This window comes from Granulicella pectinivorans (assembly GCF_900114625.1).
GTDB classification, from domain to species: domain Bacteria; phylum Acidobacteriota; class Terriglobia; order Terriglobales; family Acidobacteriaceae; genus Edaphobacter; species Edaphobacter pectinivorans.
The window spans coordinates 4,146,382-4,171,259 of record NZ_FOZL01000001.1; the positions used below are offsets into that span (position 1 = coordinate 4,146,382).

Annotated in this window: 16 protein-coding genes; 6 read left to right on the forward strand and 10 right to left on the reverse strand. The window is 58.1% G+C overall.

Translation table 11 applies throughout. From position 1 onward, the window contains the following. Positions 1 to 216: 216 nt before the first annotated feature. Positions 217 to 669, reverse strand: coding sequence for a SpoIIAA family protein (locus BM400_RS16675; RefSeq protein WP_089840861.1), 453 nt, complete (start codon positions 667 to 669; stop codon positions 217 to 219). Positions 670 to 698: 29 nt separating this feature from the next. On the opposite strand from BM400_RS16675, the gene BM400_RS22150 reads away from it, so the two are divergent. Continuing rightward, the gene (locus tag BM400_RS22150; RefSeq protein ID WP_175529080.1) at positions 699 to 1,070 is read left to right on the forward strand and encodes a hypothetical protein; all 372 of its coding nucleotides are present in this window, start codon (positions 699 to 701) and stop codon (positions 1,068 to 1,070) included. A 78-nt stretch (positions 1,071 to 1,148) separates the two neighbouring features. Here the strand turns inward: BM400_RS22150 and BM400_RS16680 are convergent, their stop codons facing one another. The 4 genes from BM400_RS16680 to BM400_RS16695 all read right to left on the reverse strand — a co-directional run bounded on the left by BM400_RS16680 (position 1,149) and on the right by BM400_RS16695 (position 6,832). Further along, positions 1,149 to 2,909, reverse strand: coding sequence for a GMC oxidoreductase (locus tag BM400_RS16680; protein WP_089840864.1), 1,761 nt, complete (start codon positions 2,907 to 2,909; stop codon positions 1,149 to 1,151). Between the two features lie 187 nt (positions 2,910 to 3,096). After that, on the reverse strand, positions 3,097 to 4,767 hold the full coding sequence (locus BM400_RS16685) for a chloride channel protein (protein WP_245781924.1): 1,671 nt from the start codon (positions 4,765 to 4,767) through the stop codon (positions 3,097 to 3,099). A 117-nt stretch (positions 4,768 to 4,884) separates the two neighbouring features. Continuing rightward, positions 4,885 to 6,117 (reverse strand): tetratricopeptide repeat protein, encoded by a 1,233-nt coding sequence (locus BM400_RS16690; protein ID WP_175529081.1) that lies wholly within the window; start codon positions 6,115 to 6,117, stop codon positions 4,885 to 4,887. A gap of 94 nt (positions 6,118 to 6,211) precedes the next feature. Then, entirely contained in the window at positions 6,212 to 6,832 is a 621-nt protein-coding gene (locus tag BM400_RS16695) for a TetR/AcrR family transcriptional regulator (protein WP_089840872.1), read from the reverse strand. Positions 6,833 to 6,899: 67 nt separating this feature from the next. Between BM400_RS16695 and BM400_RS16700 the strand changes: the two genes are divergently transcribed. Beyond that, positions 6,900 to 8,543, forward strand: a complete 1,644-nt coding sequence (locus tag BM400_RS16700; RefSeq protein WP_089840874.1) for a DHA2 family efflux MFS transporter permease subunit — start codon at positions 6,900 to 6,902, stop codon at positions 8,541 to 8,543. Positions 8,544 to 8,588: 45 nt separating this feature from the next. Here BM400_RS16700 and BM400_RS16705 read toward each other — a convergent pair whose 3' ends face one another. From BM400_RS16705 to BM400_RS16715, 3 genes are all read right to left on the reverse strand, one after another. Continuing rightward, positions 8,589 to 10,088 carry a sulfatase/phosphatase domain-containing protein gene (locus BM400_RS16705; protein ID WP_089840876.1) on the reverse strand — a complete coding sequence of 500 codons (1,500 nt, stop codon included), beginning with the start codon at positions 10,086 to 10,088 and terminating at the stop codon, positions 8,589 to 8,591. Between the two features lie 30 nt (positions 10,089 to 10,118). Then, positions 10,119 to 11,096: an outer membrane beta-barrel protein gene (locus BM400_RS16710; RefSeq protein WP_483866653.1), complete on the reverse strand. Its 978-nt coding sequence runs from the start codon at positions 11,094 to 11,096 to the stop codon at positions 10,119 to 10,121. 85 nt (positions 11,097 to 11,181) lie between these two features. Next, entirely contained in the window at positions 11,182 to 12,264 is a 1,083-nt protein-coding gene (locus tag BM400_RS16715; RefSeq protein ID WP_245781925.1) for an ROK family protein, read from the reverse strand. Between the two features lie 366 nt (positions 12,265 to 12,630). Here BM400_RS16715 and BM400_RS16720 point away from each other — a divergent pair, with 366 nt between their 5' ends. From BM400_RS16720 to BM400_RS16735, 4 genes are all read left to right on the forward strand, one after another. Beyond that, positions 12,631 to 13,572, forward strand: a complete 942-nt coding sequence (locus BM400_RS16720) for a sugar phosphate isomerase/epimerase family protein (protein ID WP_089840882.1) — start codon at positions 12,631 to 12,633, stop codon at positions 13,570 to 13,572. Positions 13,573 to 13,606: 34 nt separating this feature from the next. Then, entirely contained in the window at positions 13,607 to 14,875 is a 1,269-nt protein-coding gene (locus BM400_RS16725) for a Gfo/Idh/MocA family protein (protein WP_089840884.1), read from the forward strand. A gap of 235 nt (positions 14,876 to 15,110) precedes the next feature. Beyond that, the gene (locus tag BM400_RS16730) at positions 15,111 to 18,290 is read left to right on the forward strand and encodes a TonB-dependent receptor (RefSeq protein ID WP_245781926.1); all 3,180 of its coding nucleotides are present in this window, start codon (positions 15,111 to 15,113) and stop codon (positions 18,288 to 18,290) included. A gap of 83 nt (positions 18,291 to 18,373) precedes the next feature. Continuing rightward, a complete protein-coding gene (locus BM400_RS16735; RefSeq protein ID WP_089842054.1) occupies positions 18,374 to 19,897 on the forward strand; it encodes a M81 family metallopeptidase in 1,524 nt (507 codons plus the stop codon). 4 nt (positions 19,898 to 19,901) lie between these two features. Here the strand turns inward: BM400_RS16735 and BM400_RS16740 are convergent, their stop codons facing one another. Further along, positions 19,902 to 20,834, reverse strand: coding sequence for an N-acetylglucosamine kinase (locus BM400_RS16740; protein WP_089840889.1), 933 nt, complete (start codon positions 20,832 to 20,834; stop codon positions 19,902 to 19,904). Between the two features lie 430 nt (positions 20,835 to 21,264). Continuing rightward, positions 21,265 to 24,636, reverse strand: a complete 3,372-nt coding sequence (locus BM400_RS16745; RefSeq protein ID WP_245781927.1) for a TonB-dependent receptor domain-containing protein — start codon at positions 24,634 to 24,636, stop codon at positions 21,265 to 21,267. Between the last annotated feature and the right edge of the window lie 242 nt (positions 24,637 to 24,878).

A 24,878-nucleotide genomic window follows, 5' to 3' on the forward strand; every position in this document is an offset into this window, starting at 1 on the left:
TCCCGCAAGTATGGGCCAGCTCGAATTGGAATGATGTGTCCTATTGCACACGAGTCACAACATCTTTGGAATCAATCAGCCGAACAAGATAAGGATGGTTTTGACAGGCCCGCAGGAGCGCCTAAAAAACTCCTCCCCGGACGCGTGTCTTCGATGCGCTCATCGTCACCGAGAAGAGCGACAGACGCGCAGATCGTGCGCCCCAGTGTTTACTTTTTAAATTCCCATATATTCCGGCGTGTAGTTCTGAAAGAGCCCTTTGCCGGGGTAGATCATGCGGACCGGCATACTCTCGTCCAGCTTGTTCATCTTGACCCAGTGCCATGCGTGCAGAATTTCAGAGGAATGAAAATAAAGTGTCTCTGCCTGCAGCACTGCCGTGGCGACAAGAACCATCTCGGAGACCTGCTGCCATGGGTCATCGCAAATGATAGCCATACGCGCAATGTCATTCGTGTGGTGCTGCAGGAATCGCATTTCATGCCACCGCGCATCCCAACTGGCACCCTCCATCCGAGTGAGATCAGCCAGAACCCCAAGCGGCCGTTTGTGGGCTGCCATCGCAAGCTCGATCTCTTGAGAGAACTGCGCAACATCTTCAGAAGAGAGTTTTCCGATCATGCTAAAGCCGATCGCCGATCCGGTCGTCGCCTTCAATTTTTCAATCATCGTGGGTATCCATTTCTAAACATAGAATCTTGAAGCGTGCGGTCGTGAGCACGCCGCCAGGTGTCGAGGCAGTAGAGGCTGGCCTCCAGGGCAAGTTCGAGCTGATCATCGGTGAGCAGCTTAAGGCCGTCTTCGATTATCGCGGTTTGCCTCGGTGTCATGGTGTCCTTCATAAAGTCACCCCTCCTTCATCAATCTTCTGGAACATCTGCGCAACTCTGATGCGGTGCATTTTGATTCCAAAGAATACTGCGCATGAACCGTCCATCTTCTCGCCGCATTGCCAACAGGTGTTGGCTTGTCGCTTTCCGCCAGGTAAAGTCGACGGTTATGCGCAGCCTGAGATCGACAGGCGGTCAGCGGTGGCATCTCCGTCAGATCCGACGATAGTTACGAAGTAGGATTATCGCTGTGCTCTGTTGCTCACCCCGGAGTGTTTGCCTCTAGCCAATAGTGTTTATGCATCTCAGACCCTGCTGCTACTTCAACCGTTCCTGTAGCAGATGGTCGGAGACACGGATAGCATTCGCGATGATCGTAAGAGAGGGATTCACTGCACTTGCTGAAACGAAGCACGACGCATCCACCACATAGAGATTGTCCAGGTCGTGCGCTTTGCAGTGGACATCGAGAACACTGGTCGTTGCGTCGTGCCCCATGCGGCAGGTGCCGTTCTGGTGGCCCACACCCTCCAGAGGAATACGCTTCTTGAAATAGGCGTGAAGCGGGACGTGGGTTGTGGCATGACCAGCCTTCTTCAGAACATCGATCCAGCGGTCTTTGAGGCGGTCGAACGACTCCACATTATTGGGTGTGTAGGACAACTGGATACGACGGGGGCTGTGGTTGTTGACGAGTTCCGTCTCGTTCGTACTGCCAGTGTCTCCCGATGGATGGGCACCGGAGAGACCGGGCTGATTGCTCTCGATCGAAAGCGGTGTCGCGTTGTGGAGCGTGACACGGTTTTCGGCAGATGGAAGATCTTCCGTTGTGAGCCACCACGGTACGGCATGATGCTTCATTCCTTCCAGCACAAAGCCAGGAGTCAGGGGTGGGGCATCGCCCTTCATCATCTCGTGGTGGAAGCTGCCGACCGGTTGCACCTGTCCGAGAGGAAAGGGGTAGGCGGGGTCTGTATCCTTGAGATAAAAGTCGTTTGTGCCCCATGTTTTCGTGTACGCGTCATCGTTGCGCACCGTCGACAGCGCAAGCAACGCATCGGCCTGGTGATACATAAAGTTGCGACCAACCTGATCGGAGCGGTTAGCGAGTCCCTTCGGGTGTTTATCGTTTGCGGAGGCGAGCAGGAGCACGGCAGAGTTAATCGCTCCTGCGCAGACCGCAAAGAATCCAGCCTTGTAGATCGCAGTCTTTCCCTCGCGGGACGCCGATGGAGCGCTTGTCTCGCCTACAGCAGATAGGGCGGCATAGGGCTTCCCAACACCCGCGTGGATGACCTCAACGCCAGTCACAGCCGTCCCTTCGGCGTTCGTCAACAGGCGCGTAACGCGCGAATTGGTCATGAGAGTTACGTTTGGCAGATGCAGAATCTTGCGAATGCAGTTGATATCGGAGTCCGACTTCGCATGGACCAGGCAGGGATAGCCGTCGCAGGTATCGCAACGCACGCATTGGGAAGCAAGAGGGTCGGCTTCATTGCGCTTCAGACCAAGAGGAATCGGGAAGGTGTTGATACCGAGTTTGCGGACATCGTCCTCGATAACCTGCATACGTGGCTCATTCGCGAACGCAGGATACGGATACTTCTTCGAATGAAACGGCTCCGTGGGGTCGAACGAGGAGCCAAAGCCGCCGGGTACGCGCGGTGCCGTGCCGAGATCGCCGTGAACATGAAAAAGTTCCTCCGCGCGCGTATAGTACGGCTCCAATTCGGCGTAGGAGATTGGCCATGCGGGCGAGACCCCGCCCTTGTGTTGGATGACGCCGAAATCCTCCGCACGCATGCGGAACATGGCTGCGCCATAGACCTTTGTCTGGCCACCCACGTAGTAAGCCTGTTGCGGATGCAGGTCTTTACCGTCCTTGTCCTGCCAGATCTCTTTGGTGTGATAGCGATTGTCCAGGAAGACTGCCTGGGTATCCCAGTTCAACTTCTCTTGCGGTAGGAAGGAACCACGCTCAAGAATCAAAATGTTTTTCCCGGCCTGGGCCAGGTGCAGAGCCAACGTTCCACCGCCAGCCCCAGTACCAATGACAATCGCGTCATACGAAATAGACATTCCTATTCAGATGCCGAACCGTTCTTCTCCGCGAGGGGTTTTTTCGACTTTCTTTTCGCATTTGGAATCGGGGATAAGTGGTCTGATAGAAGCCTTCCCACTGCTGCGCTCAGCTATCGACAGGCTCACGCGACGAGACTATTCCCTGCGCAAGTTATACACGGTGGGTTCATCGATGGCGGTCCCCTTAGTGGCCGCCACTCCGTTGATAGCGTTTCAAGACATCGTCGAGCGAGAGCACGCCTTCCAAAGCACCCCGCATCGCGCGATTCGAGACGGGAAGGATCGGCCAACGCCGGAAGTGTGGCAATGCATTCGAGAGTGGCTGGTCAGGAAAGATCAGCGGCGTTCTCTCGGTTCCTGCGCGCTCCTGAAGCAAGACATGCGCGCCTGGCTTGTCTTCTTCGTCGATCTCCAATGCCCAATCTCGCAACTCTTTCTGATTCGCCGCATACCAGGTGGAGTCACTGCACTGGATCAGGACAGCGGGCGCGGCGGCGGCTTCTTGATTTTGTTCCAACACCTTCTTCACGTTCCACATGGTGTCGGAACCTTGCAGAATCGGAACAGCAGCCGGTTGGAGAGCATCCTCGAAGCGAAGATCGCTTTCCTCACGCTGCTCCTCCATGGAAGGCAGGTAGAGGCCGTCTTGATGCGTAAAGAGTTCGAAGATGGGAATCGGCTGCAAACTACGCGAGATGAGGTAAGCGATCGTATTCGCAAGGATGACGGGAAGAATGATCGAGTAGTTGCCGCTTACCTCCAGGACCATGAAGACAGAGGTAAGAGGCGCGCGCAGGAATGCGGCAAAGAGCACACCCATGCCAACCAGAGCGTACGAGCCACTCGAACCCGTGAGATGTGGAAAGAGCAGATGCTCGGCCTGCCCGACAGACGCCCCCAGCATCGCTCCGACAAAAAGAGTGGGAGCAAACATGCCGCCCGGCGTTCCACTGGAGAAAGACAGGGTCGTCGCTATGATCTTGAACAAAGCAAGCAGGAGGAGCATCTTGAAAGCGAACTGTCCATGCATGGCAAGATCGATCGCACCATACCCCGCACCCATCACCTGCGGAAACCCAAAATATCCAATCGCTCCGACGACAACGCCCGCGAGCGCAGGTTGGATCATCTGAGACCATTGTGGTTGGTTACGCAGCGCGGGACGAAGGTAGCCGAGCGCCTTCGCGAAGATCAGCGATGCAAGCCCACCTACGATGCCCAGGACCGCGTAAGCCAAGAGTTCACGTGGGTCACGGACATCGATCGACGGGATGCGGAACATCGGTTGCGCTCCCCAGAACTGGCGGGCGACGACCACAGCAGAGACCGCGGAGAGGACAATCGAGCCCAGAACCCCTGCCGTCCATTGTCCAATCACTTCTTCAATCACGAACAGGATCGCGGAGATTGGAGCGTTGAAGGCAGCCGCAAGACCAGCCGCAGCACCCACCGGAGCGAAGACCCTGAGCTTCTCGCGCGACAGTCCGACTCGGCGGCTGATTAGCGAAGCGACTCCGGCACCAATCTGCAGTGACGGATCTTCGGGACCGAGGGAATGCCCACTGCCAATGGCAAGGGCGGACAAAAGAAACTTGCCCACCATCGTGCGAAAAGAGATGTAGCCGTTATGGATATAGAGCGCAGCCTTGGTCTGATTGACCCCACTGCCTCTCACCTTGGGAAATACATAGCGGGTAAGAACCGCAATGACAATGCCAGCACACGCAGGAGCGATAATCAGGCGAAGTTGTCGCGGCCCCGGAGCTGAGCCTTGCAGAAGAACCGAAAGCCACTCGATCGCCATGCGAAACGCAACTACGAGCAAACCCGAAATAATACCGATGAAGATCGACAAGAGCAGGAATAGTCTGTCTTCTCGCGCAGGTGCGAGGTTCGATTCAGTCTCTTGCGTTGCAGAGCCCGCTACGGTTTGTTGAGGTGTGTCTTGCATGAAAACTCCGCTGCGGTACGTTTAGTGGCTTGCAAGCATGAGAAGGAGTGCATCGTCACCGGCGGGCTGTCCGCATTCCTTGGACGTGGTCACTTCCGTGTCACTGATAAGATCCGCCAACGTATCCTGCGCGTCGGCATTTTGCTGCACGGTGCGGCGAACGATCGAGTCAGCGGTCTTCCAGCGTGATTTCAGATCCTGCATGGCTGCCGACAGCGGAGCCGTGGCTCCCAACTGGCTGGAACAGGCATTGAAGCGAGACTCCGCAATTCCCCTCCCAAGCAGTAGGTGATCCGCGCGCTGACGCGCAGGAAGACGTCGAGAGAAAGAAAGTTGAACCAGCCGCTGGGCATCCGTGGCCATTGCTAACATCTGCTCTCTCTGGCTCTGATCCTTTATCCCTTGCCGCAGGGCAACTTCAAGATACGTGTGCGCGGCTTCGTAGTCACCCGCATGAAACGACAGGCGACCGATAGCTTGGAGCGCCGATTGGTTATGAGGATCTTCCCCGAGGGCTTTCTTGTAGGAAGCTAACGCGTCGGAAACATCACCGAGCGCGGCAAATTTCTCACCAAAGGTCAAATTGATCTGTGCGTCATTGGGCGCGTTCCCTGCCGCAATCAGGAGTTCCGCGCGCGCCGCTTCCATTTGATCGAGGGACATTAGGTAGTCTGCCAGCTCCAGGCGGATGCTTCGCCGGCGCACGGGTGCATCCCCACGCCAATCTCCAAAGATGGACGCGCGGTAGTAGTTCACGGCGTCCGACGTGGTTCCCTTCGCTCTCGCCAGACGGGCTAACTGAAGATTGATAAAACCGTCGCCCGGCCGCGACTCCCAGAGGTTGAGGAAGTAGTTCTTCGCCTGCTCTGTTTGTCCGGCATCACGCAAAGCCTGCGCCAGTAGAAGTTCATACTCTCGATTGTCAGGGTCATACGAGAGCGCGTTGCGTAACGACACCGCGCCCTGCTCCGCATGCCCATGTTGCATCTCGTCCCGGCCGCGATCCGACCAGAAGACCGCAAGATTATCCCGATGAAGCTCAAACGAGCGGAAGAGGAGGAGAGTTATGCCATACAAAACAAGCGAGATCAGAGTAAGGCTGACGAAGATCAAGCCATCTCGCAGCAACAATTTCCTCTTGGCTGCACGGAGCGTCGAGGCGGAGGTGTCGATTTGAGTCGCAATACGATTCAATAGGATTCCCATGTCTAATTTACTTGCTGGCCCCCCATTCTCCAAGGCGATGCCGATCACGCACGATCCAGAAGTCTGCAAACAGACGAAACGCAAAGGACAAAGGCAAGAGGCGAGCCGTCTCCACCATGGCGAGCGCCGCATCCACGGGAATCTATTGTGGTCCGCCCTGGACCGAGCGCCACCCCACCGCATTCAGCAGAAATTCCGTGAGAAACCGCGTGTCATGCTCCGTCGTATTGCCCTCAGAGTAGACTCGGCGCTCATTCACACCCCGGATGGCGTCCATCGTGGCCCAGGCAGCCGCCTCAAAGTCCTGCTCCGGAATCTCGCCGGCCGCCGACGCCCTTCGGAAGAGCTGCGTCAGATATTCAACCACCTTCCGCTGCAGCGCGATGCTGCGCTTCTGGTTGTGCGCCTCTCGCCCAAGACTCACAATCACCCGGTAGAGCGACTGCTTCTCGCTCCAGAACGCAATCCGCACCCGCACAAACGCCGCGAGCTTGCCGGCAAAATCCGTCTCGCGTCCAATATGATCCTCCGTCAGGATCTGTAATTCGCTGACTGCAGCCCGGAGCGTCGCTTCGTAGATTGCGTCTTTTGAGGGAAAGTAGAGATACAGCGTTCCCTTCGCGAGTCCGGCTGCCTCCGCCACATCCATCATGTGCGTGGCCTCATAGCCTTTTTCGCCGAATACCTTCGCCGCCGCGGCGAGAATCTCTGTCCGCCGGAACTCTTGCAGGACATCCTTCCGGGTTGTCGTGGTGCGTGTCATATCGTCGCTTCCAGCATACGTTGCCAGTAATGACTGATGAGTCATATAATAAGACCGGCGGGTCATCATGACAGCAACACTCACAGAACGCAGCATTGCCCAGGCCGAATCTTCGCTCGCCGCCTCCTCACCAAAGTTCGACAACGAACGCCTCCCGGAAGCAAAGCTCTACAATCCCTGGATCATTGCGCTCGTGGTGACGCTCGGCACTTTTATGGAGGTACTCGACAGCTCCATTGCGAACGTCGCCCTTCCCCACATCGCCGGGAGCCTATCCGCTTCGCTCGATGAAGGCGCATGGGTCCTCACCAGCTACCTCGTCGCCAATGCTGTCGTCCTCCCCATCAGCGCGTGGATCTCGTCCGTGATGGGCCGGAAGAACTTCTACCTCACGTCGGTCTTTCTCTTCACGGTCTTCTCCGCAGCCTGCGGACTGGCACCCTCACTTGGCATCCTCATTCTCTTTCGCGTGCTGCAAGGGGTCGCAGGCGGTGGCCTCCAACCATCGGTCCAGGCAATCCTGGCCGACAGCTTCAATGCACAAAAGCGTGGCATGGCCATGGCACTCTACACCGTGGCCATCCTCTGCGCCCCGGTCCTCGGACCTACCCTCGGCGGCTGGATCACCGACAACTACTCGTGGCGCTGGATCTTCTACATCAACATCCCTATCGGCATCCTCTGCGTCTTTCTCACGCGCATCGTCCTCAAGGACCCCGACCACATGGAGCAGACCAAGGCTAGGGCGCGCAAACTCTCCGTCGATTGGGGAGGGCTCGGATTCATCTCGATCGGCCTCGCTACCCTTGAGATCGTCCTCGACAAGGGACAGGAACTCGACTGGTTCGGTTCTCCCTTCATCGTCTTCTTTGCCGCCGTCGCCGCTCTGGCACTCACGGGCGCCGTTATCTGGGAGTTGCGCCGCGAGAATCCCATCGTCAATCTGCGCCTACTCAAGGAGCGCAACTTTCTCTTCTGCTGCATCATTGTCCTTGGCCTGTACGCCGTGCTTTATGCAACCACCTACCTGCTGCCCACCTACATGCAGCAGATGATGGGCTATGACGCCACCACGGCTGGTTTTGCGATGTCACCTGCCGGTCTATTCACCATCCTCGAAGTCCCTATCGTAGGCTACGTCCTCACCAAGGGCTTCGACCCGCGCAAACTGATTGTGGCCGGCATGCTGGTCATTGCCGGGGGCGTCTTCTGGATGGCATCGCTCAACCTTGGCGTCGCGGAACGTGACCTCGTCCTCCCCAGAATCGTGCAGGTACTTGGCGTCGGACTCGTCACGGTGCCGCTCAGCACAGTGGTTTTCCGCTTTCTGCCCAAGACAGAGAGCTCCCAGGCAGCAGGTCTTTATGCCCTCATGCGAAACGAAGGCGGAAGTCTGGGCATCGCCTTCGTCAGCACCATGCTGCAGCGCAAGGCCCAGGTTCACCAGCAGATTCTCGGCGACCACATGGTGGCCTCAAACCCTCTGGTCCAGCAGTACATCGGCCATATGGCCGCTCGCGCAGGAAACCTGGCCGACGGCACCTACGCGGCGATGGCGCAACTCTACGGAGCGATGCAACAACAGGCAAATCTGCTTGCGTACATGGATCAGTTCCGGGTTCTCACCGGCATCATGCTGGCTCTGGTTCCGCTGGTGTTGTTTCTCAAACGCCCACCGGTACAGAAGAAAATCGAACTGGACGCACACTAACGCGTCCAGCTTTCTAGCAGTCCATGAAACATCCTTGACGGAAAGCTATCCCTTGCCTGCCTCTATGTGCTCCGGAATCGCCGTCCGCAAAGCAATCAAACGCTCCGAAAGGTGAGCCTGCAGCGCAGCGTATTGCGCTTTGCCGTACAAATTGTTTCGTTCCCCCGGGTCGGCATGCAAATCGTAGAGTTCCCCCTCCGAAGGATCGAGAACATACTGGATGAGCTTGTACTGCTCCGTCCGAATGCCCCGATGGGGAGCGACCTTCTCCGGATTGGGCCACTCGTAATACTCGTAGTACCACTCCTTGCGGAACTCCGGGTCCCGCTTCTTCGCCAGGGGTAGAACGCTCTTGCCCTGCATGTGCGGGGGAACAGGAACACCTGCCAGATCAAGCAGTGTCGGCGCGATATCGGTATCCAAGACCATCTCCTCACGCACGGTCCCCAAAGGGATGCGCCGTGGATAGCGCACCTGGAAGGGGACCCGCAGCGACGGCTCGTGCATCAGACGCTTGTCGAAGAGACGCCACTCCCCCAGGAAGTATCCATGGTCGGAGGAGTGCAGAATGGCGGTGTCATCGAGGATTCCCTTCTTCTCGAGATAGCCGAAGACCCGTCCAATATTCTCATCGACCGCGACCAGTCCTGCGTAGTAGTCCTTCGCGACCCCTTCGAGAGATCCACAGGCTACGTGGGTCGAAGTCGTGCCAAGCTTGTTCTCCGCATCGACAAAACTCTTCGGCTTGCCTGGGTACCCCTTGAGATCGTCATCGAACGTTTCGGGCTTGGGAATGGCCGTGCCGTTGTAGAGATCGGCATGCCGGCGAGCACGAAAGAACGGCTCATGCGGCGCGACAAACCAGATCAGAATGCAGAAGGGCTTCTCCCCGCGATCTTCCTCCATCCAGGCAATCGCGCGGTCCGTGGTCAGGTCATCCGGATACACCCCTTCGTACCGCTTTTGCGGGCCGATCTTCCCTTTGCGTCCCTCCTTGAAGAGGGGGTTTGCGTAGTCGTTGCCAGGATCATTGTGGCCGAAATAGTAGTCCCAGTTCCTCTCCTCCATTCCATTCCGCGTATGGGTCTTCCCCAGGATGGCGACCTCGTACCCCTCCTTCTGCAAGATCTCAGTGAACAAGGGAATGTCAGATGCCATGGGAATATGCGCCCTGGTATTGTCAAGGGCACCGGTCGAGCGAGAATACATTCCCGTAAGCGCAGTGGCACGCGCGGGGGCACACAGCGCATTCGTGCAAAACGCGTTGCTAAAGCGAGCTCCCTCGCGCCCGATGCGATCATGGTTTGGCGTATTGAGCAGGGGATGCCCGGCGATCGAAAGTGCGTCCGCCCTTTGTCCCTCCCCTAAAAAGAAGACCAGGTTCGGCCGCTTCGGTTTGCTCTGCGCGCTTGCCAGTGTGGGCGCTACCGTGGAGACTGCGGCTGTTCCCGCGATCGCGAGTGAGCCCTGCAGAAAGTCCCGCCTTGTCGTGGAGCTTTGGAGCGACGACACTGTCGTATGACGTTGTGCTTTGGTTTCCGACATGAAAAATTCTCCCAATCGCTGTCTTTCCCATCAGAACGTAAGGCGCATGGAGACCTGCAGCACTCTTGGACCTGCAGCTGACGTGATCTGACCGAACTGCGTGCTGGTGAACGTCGCCACCGGAGCTCCGAAGTTAACATGATTGAACAGGTTGAAGGCCTCACCGCGCAAGGTCAGATTCAACTTCCGCACCAGTGGAAAGGTCTTCAAGACCCCTGCGTCGGCGTTCCACTGTCCGGGTGCAAAGGTACTGTTGCGCCCACTGTCGCCGAAGGTGCCCAGCGCGTTCTTGGTAAACGCAGCGGTATTGAAGTACTCCTTGAGCTGGCTTACACCGCTTGGCCTCTGCGGAATGACTCCCACAACCCGGTCGGTCAAATCATTCGTGCTTGAGTTCGTCGTGACGCCGGAAAGAGCGTTGTCTACCCCGCTCGAAATATTGAATGGAGTCCCCTTGGAAGCGGTCACGATAGCAGTAATTTGCCAGTGATTCAGCACCTTGTCGGTAAAGCCGTGGAAGGCATGAACGAGGGGTAGATCATAGACGGTGGACACCGTGCCGGACTGCTCGACGTCGAAGTCGCACCGCGCATAGTTGGCGTTCAGGTTGCGCTTATTGATGACCGTAACGCCCCCTGTGCTCTGAGAATCATTGTCCATGCATTTGGACCATGTGAAGTTGCTGATCAACGTAAAGCCACGATTTGTGTGTTTATTGGCACTCAGTTGCAGAGCGTTGTAGTTGCTCATGCCGAAAGGCGACACCAGTTGAACGGACGCCAGTCCAGCATAAGGCCGGCGCGAGTTGATATTCGACGTGGTGGCACCCGGACCGTACACGCCAGGATTGCCCTCCGTGGAGTCCATTCCCTTCACCATATGGTTACCAACATAGGTGGCCGCCAGCCCAATCCCCGCTTTGATCTGATGCTCTAGCGTCATCGTCCACTCCTGAACATAGCTCGTCCGCGCGCTCGGGACGAGGCCCGACGTCGTGGCTTCATGTATGTCGAACGGCGAGGGACCTTTTCCGAACTTCTAAGAAAAAAAACACCGATTTTGGGACAGTGCCCCCGGCATGCGTTCACCCGGCTCAGCCTGACGCGTGAAGGAACTTCTGCACAGCCATGCTTGCAGCTCCGCGGGCGAGGAAGCTCTGATCCATAGGCTGAAACACAATCTGCGTCGTAGAAAGAAAGCGCGGCAGAATATTGTTCTCGATCGTCTGACGGGTAGTTGTACTGAAGAGGCCATTGCCGAACCCCTCGAGATCAGCGAAGAGGACCGTTTCGGGGTTGTTGATCTGGACCAGGCTGGCCACAGTGAGGCCCAGTGCCTGTCCACCACGGCGGAGGAGGTTATAGGCATCGCTGCTCCCGCTTGCGGCCAGCACCTCAAGCTCACGCATGGATGCAGTCTCGATTCCAAGAGCCTTTGCGCTGTTCTCGAGCGCGGCCCCACCAGCATACATATCGAGACACCCATTTCGTCCGCAGCGGCAGAGCGGGCCGGCAGGGTCCACCGTAATATGCCCGATCTCGCCGGCACTTCCGTCGTGACCGCGGTAGAGTTTGTTGTCGATGAAGTGTGCGCAGCCTATGTTGCGACCAAGGATGAGGCTGGAGTAGTGTTTGAGATCGCGACCGCGCCCAAAGAGTTTCTGCCCAATCGCAATCATATTGGCGTCGTTGTCAATGTACGTCTTGACGCCGGTGGCCTTCTCCACCATGTTCCCGATGGGAACATCGCGCCAGTTGAGTGCAGCCGAGTAGCGGCAGTCGCCGGTCTCCTGCTCGACGATGCCGGTAACCGCAATCCCCACACCAAAAACGCGCTCCCGTGGGACGCGCGTCATCTTAAGGAGCTGCGTGAGGCCCTTGCGAATGGAAGCAGCTACGTCTGCCGGCATGGGCTGGAAAGGGATCTCACACTCGCCGACAATCTCGCCACGAAGGTTGACCAACACGATCGCCGAGGGGCGGTCGGTGATGCTAACCCCAAGAAAATAGCCGTGCGAAGAGGCGAAGGAAAGTAGCACCGAAGGCCGCCCACGGCGCTGCTCCGCGTAGGAAACCGGAAGTTCCTCCAGCAGACCAAGGTCGATGAGACCCTGGGTAACCTCGGTGATGGCGGAGCGGCTAAGGCCGGTGGCCTCCGCGAGGCTTGACCGCGACATGGACAGATGCTGAAGGAGCGCGTCGATCACGGCGCGCCGCGACGTTCGTAAAGGTTCTGGATTCACTTTCATCTATACCACCACAGTTGGCGACCTTTGCGAAGCGGGAATTCGGACCGCCGAATGCTCGTTTTCTCGCCCAGCCCTGGAGGAAGGACTGACAATCTTGCGCTTAGAGTCATTTTTCCGTTGACAGGCAACCCCGGGTCTCATAATCTTCAGCAACCGAACCAATAGTCCCATTATTTATTCAAAGAATCATCGAATCCCTACAAAGATTGAATATTTATTTTGTCTAAAAGTGAAATAAATGACAATCCAGGAAGCTGCAGCGGCGCAACACTTTGATTCTTCAGGGAGATTGCCATGCAACGTCGAGCCTTTATCACCACAGCGTTTGAAGCCGGGATGGCCTCTTCGATGCGGAGTGCATGGCCCTTGGGCCACGCGTGGATGGGAGCGCCGCCGACAGCTTTGAAGCCGATGGAGCTAGGCCTCCTCATCAAACCGGCACGCGGCATCGAGGAGACGCTTGCTCGGGTGCGGAAGCTTGGGTTTACGAACTGCTTCCTCTCGCTCGATGACTTTCTCGGCAAATACAACAGCGCGCTCGCTCAGAAGATGCAGGACGCCCTGGACAGGAACAGCCTGGTAGCGACGACCGCTGAGGTGGTCGGTCCCGGTCCGCTGAAGTGGAATTTCACACAGGGTCCAGCAACGATCGGGGTGGTGCCACGCGCGACTCGTGCCGCACGCATGGACGCACTCAAACAGACCTCCGACTTCGCGAAGATGCTCGGCATTGGCCGCGTGCAGACGCACTGCGGGTTTATCCCGGAGGATCCGGCAGATCCGCTCTACGACGAGACCGTAGTAACGATTCGCGATCTCGCAAAGCACTGCGCGGGGAACGGGCAGGACTTCCTCATGGAGACAGGGCAGGAGACGCCCACGACGATGCTGCGCATGATCAAGGATGTTGACCACCCGCACCTTGGCGTGGGATTGGATACTGCGAACCTGATCATGTACGGTAAGGCCAACCCCGTCGATGCCTTGGAACTGATTGGCCCCTATGTGAAAGCCATGCACGCCAAGGATGGCCGCTGGCCGACGGACCCGTCAAAGCTCGGCGAAGAGGTTGTAATCGGCAAGGGACTGGTTGACTTCAAGCAGGTGCTGGGCAAACTCAAGCATTTGGGATATCAGGGTGCGGTCACGATCGAGCGCGAGACATCCGGACCGCAGCAGATGGAGGACGTGAAGCAGGAGAAGCTTTACCTCGAACGCATTCTGGCGGAGATCTAGTTCACTTCAAAAAGAGAAAAGGCGGTATCGAGTTATGGACCGGAGAAAGTTTGTCAGCGGTGCAGCGGCAGCCTCGGGGTTGATGATTCTGAAACCGAAGACTGCGTTTGGATATGAGGCCAACTCTGCTGTCCGTCTTGCGCTGCTTGGTTGCGGACGGCGTGGAACAGCCGTGGCGAGTTCTTTCGCGAAGAATACCGGAGCGCGCATTGTGGCGCTGGCGGATATCTTTCCGGACCAACTGGGCAAGGCGAAGACGCACTTCGATGCGTTGCAGAGCGGGCTGGGCAAGCCGTCGATCGACCCGAAGCTCATGTTCCGCGGTCATACCGCGTTCCAGCAGGTGGCGGCGTCCTCCGAAGTGGATGCCGTGCAGATCTCGACACCGCCGTGGTTCCATGTGGAGCATCTGGATGGTATCGTCAGCGCTGGCAAGCATGCTTACTGCGAGAAGCCGGTAGGTGTGGACATCGCGCAGACGGAGCGAGCGCTGGCGATTGCAGAACGCGTTGGCAACAAGGTCAGCGTGGATGTCGGCTTTCAAATTCGCAGCGCCCCGCCCTTCGTGGAAATTGTGAAGCGGATTCACGACGGCCAGATCGGCAAGGTCGCTTCGATCTCGGCGCACTATAACGCGCCGGCTTCAAGCTATCCCGACCGGTCGGGGATGGGCAAGGATGAGGTGCGCCTGCGAGATTGGCTCTGGGATCGCACGCTGTCCGGAGACATCCTGCTGGAGCAGAACATTCATGTCATCGACGTGTGCAACTGGATCATGGGCGCGCACCCGGTAAAGGCCGTGGCGAAGTGCAGCCGCAAGGTAGTGCAGCACGCCGGTAACACCAGCGACAACTACCAGGTGATCTTCACCTATCCCGGCGAGGTGGAGCTGAGCTTCTCGTCGACGCAGTTCGGGAACACAGGTTACTTCGATGTGGCCGAGACGATCTTCGGCACCACAGGCCATGCGGAGGCTCCGTACTCCGGACCGCTGCGTATTGTGGGCGAGCAACCGTGGACATGGGCGAACGATGCTGCCGCCACTGCCGCTCCGGCGAAGTTCGCAGCCGATGGATCCTTCACCGACAACCTTGCGCTGGCTGACCCGATGAAGGATCGCGGGTTCATCGAGAGCATTACGTCGGGCAAGTTTCATAACCAGATTGCTGCGGGTGTCGAGAGCGCACGGAGCTGCATGCTCGGACGCCAGGCGGCGGTGCTAGGCCGCGAAGTGACGTGGGATGAGTTGCTCAAGCATCCCGAGACGTTCTCGCTCGGCATGGATGTCTCGCAGTTCAACTAACTGGGCCCTTATTGTCTTCCTCCTGTTTTGATCCGGGTAGACTCACCGTTTTCCAACGTAGAATGAGCGCCTTCCCTTATTTCCTCCAGATTGCTGAACCCTCTACAAGGAGAGCCAGATGATTTCTGAATCGCTTTTTACACTGAACTGTCATACCTCCCCGCTGCGGCGCAGCTCCTTCCTGCGGCGTACCGCAACGCTCACTTTGCCAATGGTCTTTTGCGGTGTGATGCTGATGCCAGCTTCGCTCCTGGCTCAGAACACAACTGCCGACGTCATCGGCACAGCCACGGATGCTTCGGGTGCCGTGGTTCCGGGCGCCACGGTGCAGTTGACCGACGTAGGCACACAGGAGAAACGAACGGTGACGTCGAATGATGCCGGCCAATATACGTTCACACTCCTGAAGCCGAGCCACTACACGCTGACCGTGATGGGCAAAGGCTTCAAGACAGCCACGATTCAAGATTTCGCGCTGGCTGCAGGGGATCGTGCGCGTGAAGATGCGCACCTCACGCTCGGATCCGAAGATCAGGTCGTGCAGGTAGAGGCCCAGGCACCGGCGCTGCAGTCTGACTCATCTGTGCTCAGCAGCACCGTGACCGAAAAGGCCACGCAGGAGCTTCCGCTAAACGGACGCAACTTCTATAACCTGGTGCAGATTACGGCAGGTGCCACGGAGGGCTTGAACAACGGGCTCGCAAGCGGTAACCGCCCCGATGACCGGCGCTTAACGTCGTCGGTCTCGGTGAACGGACAGGCAGACGTCATCAACAATCAGTTGATCGATGGCATGGACAACAACGAGCGCGTGATCGGCTCCATTGGCGTCCGTCCTTCGGTCGATGCGATTCAGGAAGTTAACATCCAGACGAATACGTTCACGGCGGAGTCGGGGCGTTCGGCAGGCGCGATCATCAATGTGATCACGAAATCCGGAACGAATAAGCTGCATGGGTCGGTGTACGAATTCCTCCGCAACGATGTGTTGAATACGAATCCTTACAAGTTCGGTGCCTCTATTCCCAAGCCACACTACCGGCAGAACCAGTACGGCGGCAGCATCGGTGGCCCGATTTTGAAGGACAGGACCTTCTTCTTTGGAGACTATGAGGGACTGCGGATCGTGCGCGGCTTGAACCCGACACAGACGACAGTGCCAACTGCGTTTGAGCGCGCGAACCCAGGCAACTTCACCGACAACCCTGCAATCAACCAGACGGTCACCACGCCCGATAAGGTTGGCCTGCAGTATTTCAATCTGTTCCCTCTACCCACCAGCACCGCGCTGACGAACAACTACACGGTGTCGCCCTCGAACTCGCAAACGAGCGATACAGCGGACGGACGCGTGGATCACCGCTTCAGCGCTTCGGACTTCGGGTTCATTCGCTATACGTTCAATCGTGTCATCACCAATGTCGGCGGCCTCTTTCCCTCCGTCAGCGCAGCCGGTTTGACGATTGCGCCTGGTGGCAACCTGAGCAGCTATGCGGGTCCGGCAAAGAGCCTCGCGCACCAGGTGCAGTTCAACTACATCCACACCTTTACGCCGAACCTTCTGTTGGAGTTGAAGGCTGGCTACACCTTCCTGAACAACCGCCAAGATCCACAGAACTTCGGCCTGGCACCGAATACCGCATTCGGACAGGCGAACATAAACTTCAGCCCGCGCACGAGTGAGCTTTCGCCGGTCACGATCAGCCAGGGAGCAACGCTGGGCGGACATCCGCCGATCGTGTATCTCGAAAACACGTGGCAGTATGTCGGCGCAGTAAGCTGGACGCATGGCAAGCAGACCATCAAACTGGGCGGCGGTGTCATCCGCCGTCAGGACACAACGACGCAGACCGACTCCGCATCGGGCTCATGGACCTTCACCAACTTCGCGACCCTGCTGGCTGGAAACTACAGCAGCCTGAGCCGGAACGACATCCTCTTCCAGCCGCACAACCGTACATGGGAACCGCATGTCTACGTGCAGGACGACTGGCACGTAGCGCAGAGCCTCACCATCAACCTAGGCCTGCGTTGGGACCTTTATACGCCGTATACCGACACCAACAACATCCTTTCGAACTTCGATACGGATACCGGCAAAATCGTCGTGGCAGGCACGCCCGGTGTGGATGGTCACGGCAACGTGCGGGTCGACTATTCCAACCTCGCTCCGCGCGTCGGCTTTGCCTACACCCCCATCGCGAAGACCGTTATTCGCGGCGGATTCGGCCTCAGCTTTGCGCCGGAGAATCTCACCTCCGGTTCGGCGCTTGTCAACCAGCCCTTCAACGCAACCATTGGTCCATGCAGCACAACGTCACCCTGCGATGCTTCCCACAAGTACTTCGCCGACGGACTTCCTGTGCCGGTAGCCAACTCCGCGACCAACCCGACCGGCTCGGTGAGCGCCGCTCTCGATCCTCACTTCAAGTCGACCTATATCGAGCAGTTCAACCTCACCGCAGAACGTGAGTTCGGCGGCAACCTCGTAACGGCTTCCTATGTTGGCGAACTCGGACGCCGGTTGGCCTATTACCTCTCGGACGTGAACGCGGCCAGCCCAAACAGCCAGTCGTTTGTGGACCCCACGGCAACCAACCTTGTGGTCTCCACCTTCAACTACAACACCCTGCGCCCTTACTACGGCACTTCGCCGGGGATCACTGGCGTTCCTCTCTTCACAAGCAAAGGCATCTCTTCGTATAACGCTCTGCAGCTTGTGTTCAAGCGGCGTCTGACGAAGGGCCTCGATACGTCGGTCACATACACCTACGCGCACAATCTGGACGACAGTGAGACGATCAGCAACGATGGCGGCGATGGCTTCGGCTCCGTACCTTCGCTCGTGCCAACACTCGAGTATGGCAACGCCAATCTCGATGTGCGGCATCGCGCGACGGGTGCCTTCAACTACTCGCTGCCGTTTGGCAACAGCTACCGGGGCATCCGCGGCGTCCTGGTGAAAGGCTGGCAGGCGAACGGCATCGTTGTGCTAAACACTGGCCTTCCCTTCTCCGTCACGAACATCGCCAACCGCAGCGGCACGCGGCCTGGCACAGCGAACACCGACCGCCCCAACCAGATTGCGAGCGCACGCATCGCCCATCCGTCCGTCTTGCAGTGGTTCAATACCGCGGCCTACCAGAGGCAGCTTGGCGGTGTAGTAGGCAACGAGCACCGCGATCAGGTCTCCGGACCCGGTCTTCAGCGCGTCGATCTGTCCCTCTTCAAGACCTTCACGATCACCGAAAGGGTGAACATGGAGTTCCGCACAGAGGCCTTCAACGTCATGAACACGGCGCAGTTCGCCTTCCCCAACGCCTCTCTCGGCAATGCTGCCTTCGGTACCATCACAAGCACAGCTAATGCCTATAACCCGCGGATTCTGCAGTTCGCGGCCCGCTTCAAGTTCTAACCGACTTACTACGCGGCAGGCCCTCTACCACGGGGCCTGCCGTATTTTTGTTGCTGATCCTTCCCAAGATTCAGGAGGTCTTCGTGCATAGACGATCATTTCTCAAAACAGCTTCTGCCGCTTCCCTTTCCATGGCGGTGAAGCCTTCGTTGTTGGCGAGCATGCAGCCCCGCGTCGCGTTTGGCGGCATCGGGATCGAGTCCAGCACCTACAGCCGCATTCGTGCGCGCATGCAGGACTTTAGCGTGCTCAGCGGAACTGCTCTCACCGAGTCTCAACGATTCGCCTTTCTGAAAAAGTATGCGGTCCCATTCCTGCCCACGACCGTAGCCGCAGCCACCCCCGGAGGTCCGGTCGACCGCGCAACCTACGCTGCGATCAAGCAGCAGTTTCTCGACGGCCTGAAGGCTCTGCTCCCACTGGATGGCCTCTTCCTGCCAATGCACGGCGCAATGTTCGTGGATGGGATGCAGGACGCCGAGGGCGACTGGATGGAAGCGGCGCGCAAGGTCGTTGGGCCGGACTGCCTCCTATCCGCGAGCTACGATCTCCATGGAAACGTCAGCAAACGAGTCATCGACAACATCGATATGTTGTCCGCCTTCCGCACCGCACCACACATCGACCGTGAAGAGACGATGCAAAGGGCCTGCGCCATGCTGCTGCACTGCCTGGAGCAGCACATCCGTCCCACGCTCGTATGGGCTCCGATCCCGGTCCTGATGCCCGGAGAGCGCAGCAGCACGACCTGGCAGCCGGGCGAGAGGCTTTGGGCACAGCTTCCGAAGCTGAATGAAGAGCCTGGAATCCTGGATGTCTCCATGCTCGTGGGATACGTCTGGGCCGATGAGCCGCGGTCTACCGCCTGTGCCGTCGTCACCGGAACAGCTGTCGCCAGCGAAAAGAAAATCGCCTTGTCCCTCGCGCAGCAGTACTGGGACGCACGCCGGGAGTTTCAGTTCGGCACGGAAACCGGAACCATCGACGAGTGCATTGAAAAAGCAATGAAGGCCAAAACACAGCCGGCAATCCTCGCCGATTCCGGCGACAATCCAACTGGCGGTGGAACCAGCGACCGCGCCGAGGTATTACAGGAGTTGCTGCGCCTGAAAGCAAAGAACGTTGTATTCGCTGGCATCACCGACAGACCGGCAGCCGACAAATGTTACGCAGCCGGTGTCGGCGCTACACTTCGCCTCTCGATTGGAGCCACGCTTGACCCGCTAGGCAGCACCCCCGTCCACGCGGTGGCGAAAGTGGTGTTCCTCCTCCCCGCGAAGGATGAAATGGATCGCGAGGCCGTCGTGCAGATCGAGGGTGTAACCCTTGTGCTGTGCGCGAAGCGGCGTCCCTATCACGACATCGTAGACTTCACGCGCCTCGGGCTTCAGCCACAGTACTTCAAGATTATCGTCGTGAAGTCCGGCTATCTGTCGCCTGAACTGGCCCCCATCGCGAATCCAAGCCTCATGGCGCTCTCCGATGGATCCATCAACCAGGATATCGTTCATCTGCCGCCGAACAAGTATCGGGTGCCTTCATATCCGTTTGTCGAGGACCTGACCTTCACGCCGAAGGCCTTCGTCTCGGCGCGTGCACCGGCATAAAGTCCTAGCCGTTACGCGCGCGCCAGATGGCTCCCGCGATCGGATCGATCACCTCGGACGGTGTTTGCATCGTTGGGAACTCAGCCTGGAGAGAGGCCATCAAGGCCTCTCGTACCGGCGCAACTTTCTCAAGGATGCTACCCGTGAACGCAAGCTGAGGCACCCACTCCGGATCGGGTGCCATCGTCCGCAGACGTCGCGCAATCAGTCGCACCAGATAAGCAAGAGACTCCCCTTCACGCTGCATCACAGCCTTGGCAGTCGCATCGCCATCCTCGGCCACCGCCACCACGAGACCGGTGAGAGCGGAGAAGTCCGGCGCGGGGATACTGTTCGCATACTCGATCAGGTGCTCCCGCGATGGGAGCTTCCAGAAGTCGAGGATCGCGGGCATCAGCTTCGTCGGAACGGCGCGAGTCGCGTCGTCCAGCGCCTCGTCGATGGCGAGAAAGGCGGCACGCAACGCCTGCAGGCCGATGCGATGGCCAGATCCCTGATCCGCAAGCGCAGGTCCCCATCCGCCCGCATTGAGCAAAGCACCGTTGTGGGCACGTCCGGCAACGTTCGATCCGGTGCCTGCGATCACAACGATGCCAGGTTGCCCCGGAAACGCCGCATCGAGCGCAATCTCCACGTCGCCGAGCAAGAGCCTCTCACCGGAGACGCGGCGATCGAAGGCAGCATGGAGCCAGTCGGCGACCAAGGGCACTGTCTCTCCGGCAGTACCGATGCAGGTGCGGCGGATGGCCTTCATGTCCACGCCACTGAGCGCCGTCAGATCAGCGAGCGCACTTTCAAGATGAACCGTCGCGGTGGCATCGTCGGTACGCATCCGCTTGATGGTGCCAGTGCGAACACGCGCGATCTCATGGGTCTCGTCGGCGAGCGCGTAGTCGGTCTTGGTGCCACCCACATCCAGGGCTAGATAAAAACTCATGCTCTCCCACACCACAACTTTCGCAAGCCGATACAGTCAGTCCATGCACCTGTCGCCATCAACGCAGCACATGCCACGGATTTTTATGCCATGGTGAAATTAGGTCTCTCAAACGCGTCTGAATGCCGAGGATCTTCTTGCTGTGCACCTTCGATAATAGAGCAAAATCAGATATTTTTACTCTCATCATTCTTGGGCTATTTATTTTTGATTGTCAATTAATTGAAATGATTTGGAAACGTTCAAGACATCTTTCTGAATCCAGCTTCGGCGACGCACTACTGCTTCGATCGACACAGTCGGTGTTGGGAGACCTGCGTCACCGGCCTAAGACACAAGACTGCAACCGCACCGTGTTCACACGCAAAACGAAACGTGCGCAGTCCGCCAAGTTCGGCGATCCTGCGCACGATCGATTGCAGTACTCCGTCTAGAACATGAACTTCGCGGCAAACTCCACCGTACGCTGCTCATAGGCGGGCGTACCGGAGACGCTCGTGATCGTTCCAACATTGCTGTTGCTGATGTTGGCGTTCGGCGTACCGAGGTTGGGGTGATTGAACACGTTGAAGGAGTCGGCCCGAAGCTGAACCTTGTAGCGCTCCTTGAACGCAATGTTCTTCTGCAGACTCATGTCCCAATCCTGAAAGCGCGGCCCGCGCAGCAGATCGTAACCGGAGTTGCCATAGAGCGCATAGCTCGTGGGAAAGGTGGACTTGTATGTGCTGCACGCGAAGATTCCGGTTGCGTTGTAGCACTGCGGTGCCGCGAACGCGGCCGTGTTGAACCACGCACTCCGGGTCTTGTTCGAGGGGTAAAGCGGAACCCCGGCTACGCGATCCGCACGCCCACTGACCAACCCTGTGATACCCGGAGCCGTATACGTCACCGAGAACGGCTGTCCGTTCTGAAACGTGCTGATCCCGGAGATCTGCCATCCGCTCACCAGCTTATCCACTAGGTTGCCCACGCCGCCAAGCAGCGCCTGCCCTCTCCCGAACGGCAGCACGTAGGAGTAATTCACAGTCAGCACCTGCGGAGCGATGCCGGAGATAGGTCCATAGGAGTCGGTAGAATTCGCTCCCGAAGGATTCTCGATATTCTCCGTCCCCAGCACACGTGTCCACGAGTACTCCGCGCCAAAGGCAAAACCATGGCGATACTGCTTATGCAGGCCCACCTGGAGCGAGTTCATCGTGCTGTGGTAGATCGGATAGATCAACTGCGTAATCGCCGAGAACGGTTGCACCAGGTTCGTGGACTGCGCGGACACACCCACCACAGGAGGATTGGCGAGGTTGATGTTCGGTTCAGTCGTACCAGGACCACCATGGTTGTTCTGTTTCAGATTGTGCTGCCCAACATAGCCCACGCGCAGATCGAAGCCGTTGTGAAACTGGTGCTCCACGGCCAGGTTGTACTCCTCCGTGTACGGCGTCTTCAGCGGCCCCTGCGTGGAGACGCTTGGATTCGCACTGAATGCACCGGTCGCCGAGAACGGCGCGTTCATGCTGAACGTCGGCGTGCTGGATGAGGAGTTGGTATAGGTCTGCGCGCCCGCGAACGGCAGCGTGCCGAATGCGGCCGAGTCGATATACGACGAAGGCAGCAGGTTGAAGTAGATCCCGAACGCACCACGCACAACCGTGTTCGGAAACGCCTCATACGCAAAGCCGGTGCGCGGCGCGAAGTTCTTCTTATTCTGCCCAAGATAATCGAAGACGTTGGTCGACAAACCCACCGTCGGCGCCAGTGCAAACGAGATGCTCGGATTGTTCAGGTAGGCCGGAATCGCCGACGCCGGATAGGCCTTCGCGAAAACGACAACCTTCTGCAACGATGGAATATACAGTGAGTTATTGCCGTACGGATTGTCGCGGAACCAGTTCAGATCGTAGCGGATGCCGAGGTTCAATGTCAGCTTCGACGTGACCTTCCAGTCATCCTGCAGGAATGCTCCGTACTGGCTGGAGATATTCCGCACGATATAGTTGTTCGGCGTCGGAAGCCCGGTTGAAACCGGATATCCCGCAATAAAGTCCGCCAGCGCATATCCCGTATACCGTCCCGTGAAGCTGAACGAACCACGCTGGGGGCTGGAGGCCGAATCGTTCCAGTGATTGTCGTACAGATACGAGAACCCCGCCTTGACCGAGTGCTTCGCGAACACCTTCGTGACCACCGCGTTGACCTGCGCATCCTGTTCCAGGTCCTTCGATCCGGACTCGCTCACACCGGTGATGTTGGTGATCGTGATCTGCGGAGCACCCTGGATCAGCTCTGCGCCAAGCCCGGGAATGATGTTCGAAAAGTTCGTCTGGTAGTTCTGCGGGGTCCGATAGATCGGCAGGTGGAAGTAAGAGCCATACGTATCCAGCACAAGCGTCGGAGAGAACGTGTGGGTATACCCCAAGATGAAGTTGCTGTTGTGCTCACCATCCTGCGCGTTGCCGCCCTGCAGGCTCGTGGATCCCTGCGTCGCGTTCGGACCATAGAAGGCACGCAGCCACGTAAAGCGAATCTGGTTCGTGTCGTTGATCTTGTGATCCAGCCGCAGTGAGAACCGTGTCGACTGGCTCAGCTCCTGCACCTGCTCGAAGGTGTTGGTGCCGCAACCGGACTGCGTCGGCTTCGGATACAAAATATTGAGCAACTGCTGGTCGACCGGATTCAAGTTCGTGATGATGTTGCCTGCATACGGCAGGCCCGTCGTCGGGTCTTTGATAAGAATGCTGGTCGACGTGCTGTTGCATGCGCCCCCGGCGAGCAGTTCACTGAAGTCTCCACCCCGCATCTTCAGCGTAGGCTGCTGCGACGTCAGCGGATACGACTGCGTCAGATGAAAGCCCTCGAACGCCGCGAAGAAGAAGGTCCGGTCCTTGCCGTTGTATACATGCGGAATCAGCACCGGTCCGGAAAGATTCCCTCCATACTCATTGCGTTGATATGGGGGCCGCGCCGGGGCCTGTCCCGTGCCCAGAAAGTTCGTCTTTGCGCCCGTCCCTTTGGAGCGGTTGTACTCGAACGCCTCGCCGTGCAGCGTATTGGTGCCACTGGCGCTCACCACCACCAGTTGCGCGGGCTGATTGAACTCCGCAGGCGCTCCCGTCGATAGAAACTTGAACTCCGCAATCGCATCCAGCGACGGCACCTCGCCCTCGCCACGCTGCAGCGTCACCTCCTGGTTGGTAACACCATCCAGCGTGGAGCCCAGGCTGCCATACGCATTCCTCCCGCCCGTGCCGACCGCGGCCGTGACGCCGCGCGTCGCAAGTTGATCCTGCGCTCCAGCTCCCTGCACACCAGGAGCCAGCGCAATCAACCCCACGATACTCAGACGTCCATTCAGCGGAGTATTCTGAATCGCCTGGCTATCGATCACCGAGCCCACTGACGAGTCGTCCTTCTGGATCACCGGCGCGGTCGCCGTCACCTCCACCGTATCCTGCTTGGACCCCACCGCCAGTTGCGCATTCACCTGCACAATCTGATCGATCGAAAGCGTGATCGCGCTTTGCTTGAATCCCTTGAAAAAATCCTTGTCCACCTTCACGGTGTAGTGGCCGCTCGGCAACTGCGGCACGGTATAGGTCCCGGCGTCGGAAGTCGTCACGGTATGCACCGCATTCGTCTCCGTCTGCGTGATCGTCACGGTCGCACCCGCGATCACCGCCCCAGTCGGATCGGTCACCGTACCCGTAATCGTCCCGGTAATGCCCTGCGACAGCGCCGCCGGCACACATGCCAGCAGGATTACCAGCAGCGTCATCCCTGCAACATGCCGCAGCCTTCGTGGACTCATCCGCTCCATGGAACGCCATGTTTCTTTCGACCTGCTCATCTCTCTCATCTTCTTTCTCCTGACGCTCGCGCGTAGACCTCTCATCAGCAATATGGTGCGTGCGGGGAAGACCGTTCTTGCGGTCTTCCCTTTGTTTTTCTCGGCTATTGCATAAGGACACCATGCAAATGGCTTTATGGAACGGCGATCATCCTGCCTACCCGCGCATACGATAGCCAAGTGAATTTACGGTGAGATCGGTG

What these genes read in the sequence shown, in the direction of transcription:
- BM400_RS16675 (WP_089840861.1), bottom strand. Translation starts at nt 669, where the DNA reads ATGATTGAAAAATTGAAGGCGACGACCGGATCGGCGATCGGCTTTAGC.
- BM400_RS16680 (WP_089840864.1), bottom strand. Translation starts at nt 2,909, where the DNA reads ATGTCTATTTCGTATGACGCGATTGTCATTGGTACTGGGGCTGGCGGT.
- BM400_RS16695 (WP_089840872.1), bottom strand. Translation starts at nt 6,832, where the DNA reads ATGACACGCACCACGACAACCCGGAAGGATGTCCTGCAAGAGTTCCGG.
- BM400_RS16700 (WP_089840874.1), top strand. Translation starts at nt 6,900, where the DNA reads ATGACAGCAACACTCACAGAACGCAGCATTGCCCAGGCCGAATCTTCG.
- BM400_RS16705 (WP_089840876.1), bottom strand. Translation starts at nt 10,088, where the DNA reads ATGTCGGAAACCAAAGCACAACGTCATACGACAGTGTCGTCGCTCCAA.
- BM400_RS16715 (WP_245781925.1), bottom strand. Translation starts at nt 12,264, where the DNA reads ATGTCGCGGTCAAGCCTCGCGGAGGCCACCGGCCTTAGCCGCTCCGCC.
- BM400_RS16720 (WP_089840882.1), top strand. Translation starts at nt 12,631, where the DNA reads ATGCAACGTCGAGCCTTTATCACCACAGCGTTTGAAGCCGGGATGGCC.
- BM400_RS16725 (WP_089840884.1), top strand. Translation starts at nt 13,607, where the DNA reads ATGGACCGGAGAAAGTTTGTCAGCGGTGCAGCGGCAGCCTCGGGGTTG.
- BM400_RS16730 (WP_245781926.1), top strand. Translation starts at nt 15,111, where the DNA reads ATGCCAGCTTCGCTCCTGGCTCAGAACACAACTGCCGACGTCATCGGC.
- BM400_RS16740 (WP_089840889.1), bottom strand. Translation starts at nt 20,834, where the DNA reads ATGAGTTTTTATCTAGCCCTGGATGTGGGTGGCACCAAGACCGACTAC.
- BM400_RS16745 (WP_245781927.1), bottom strand. Translation starts at nt 24,636, where the DNA reads ATGAGTCCACGAAGGCTGCGGCATGTTGCAGGGATGACGCTGCTGGTA.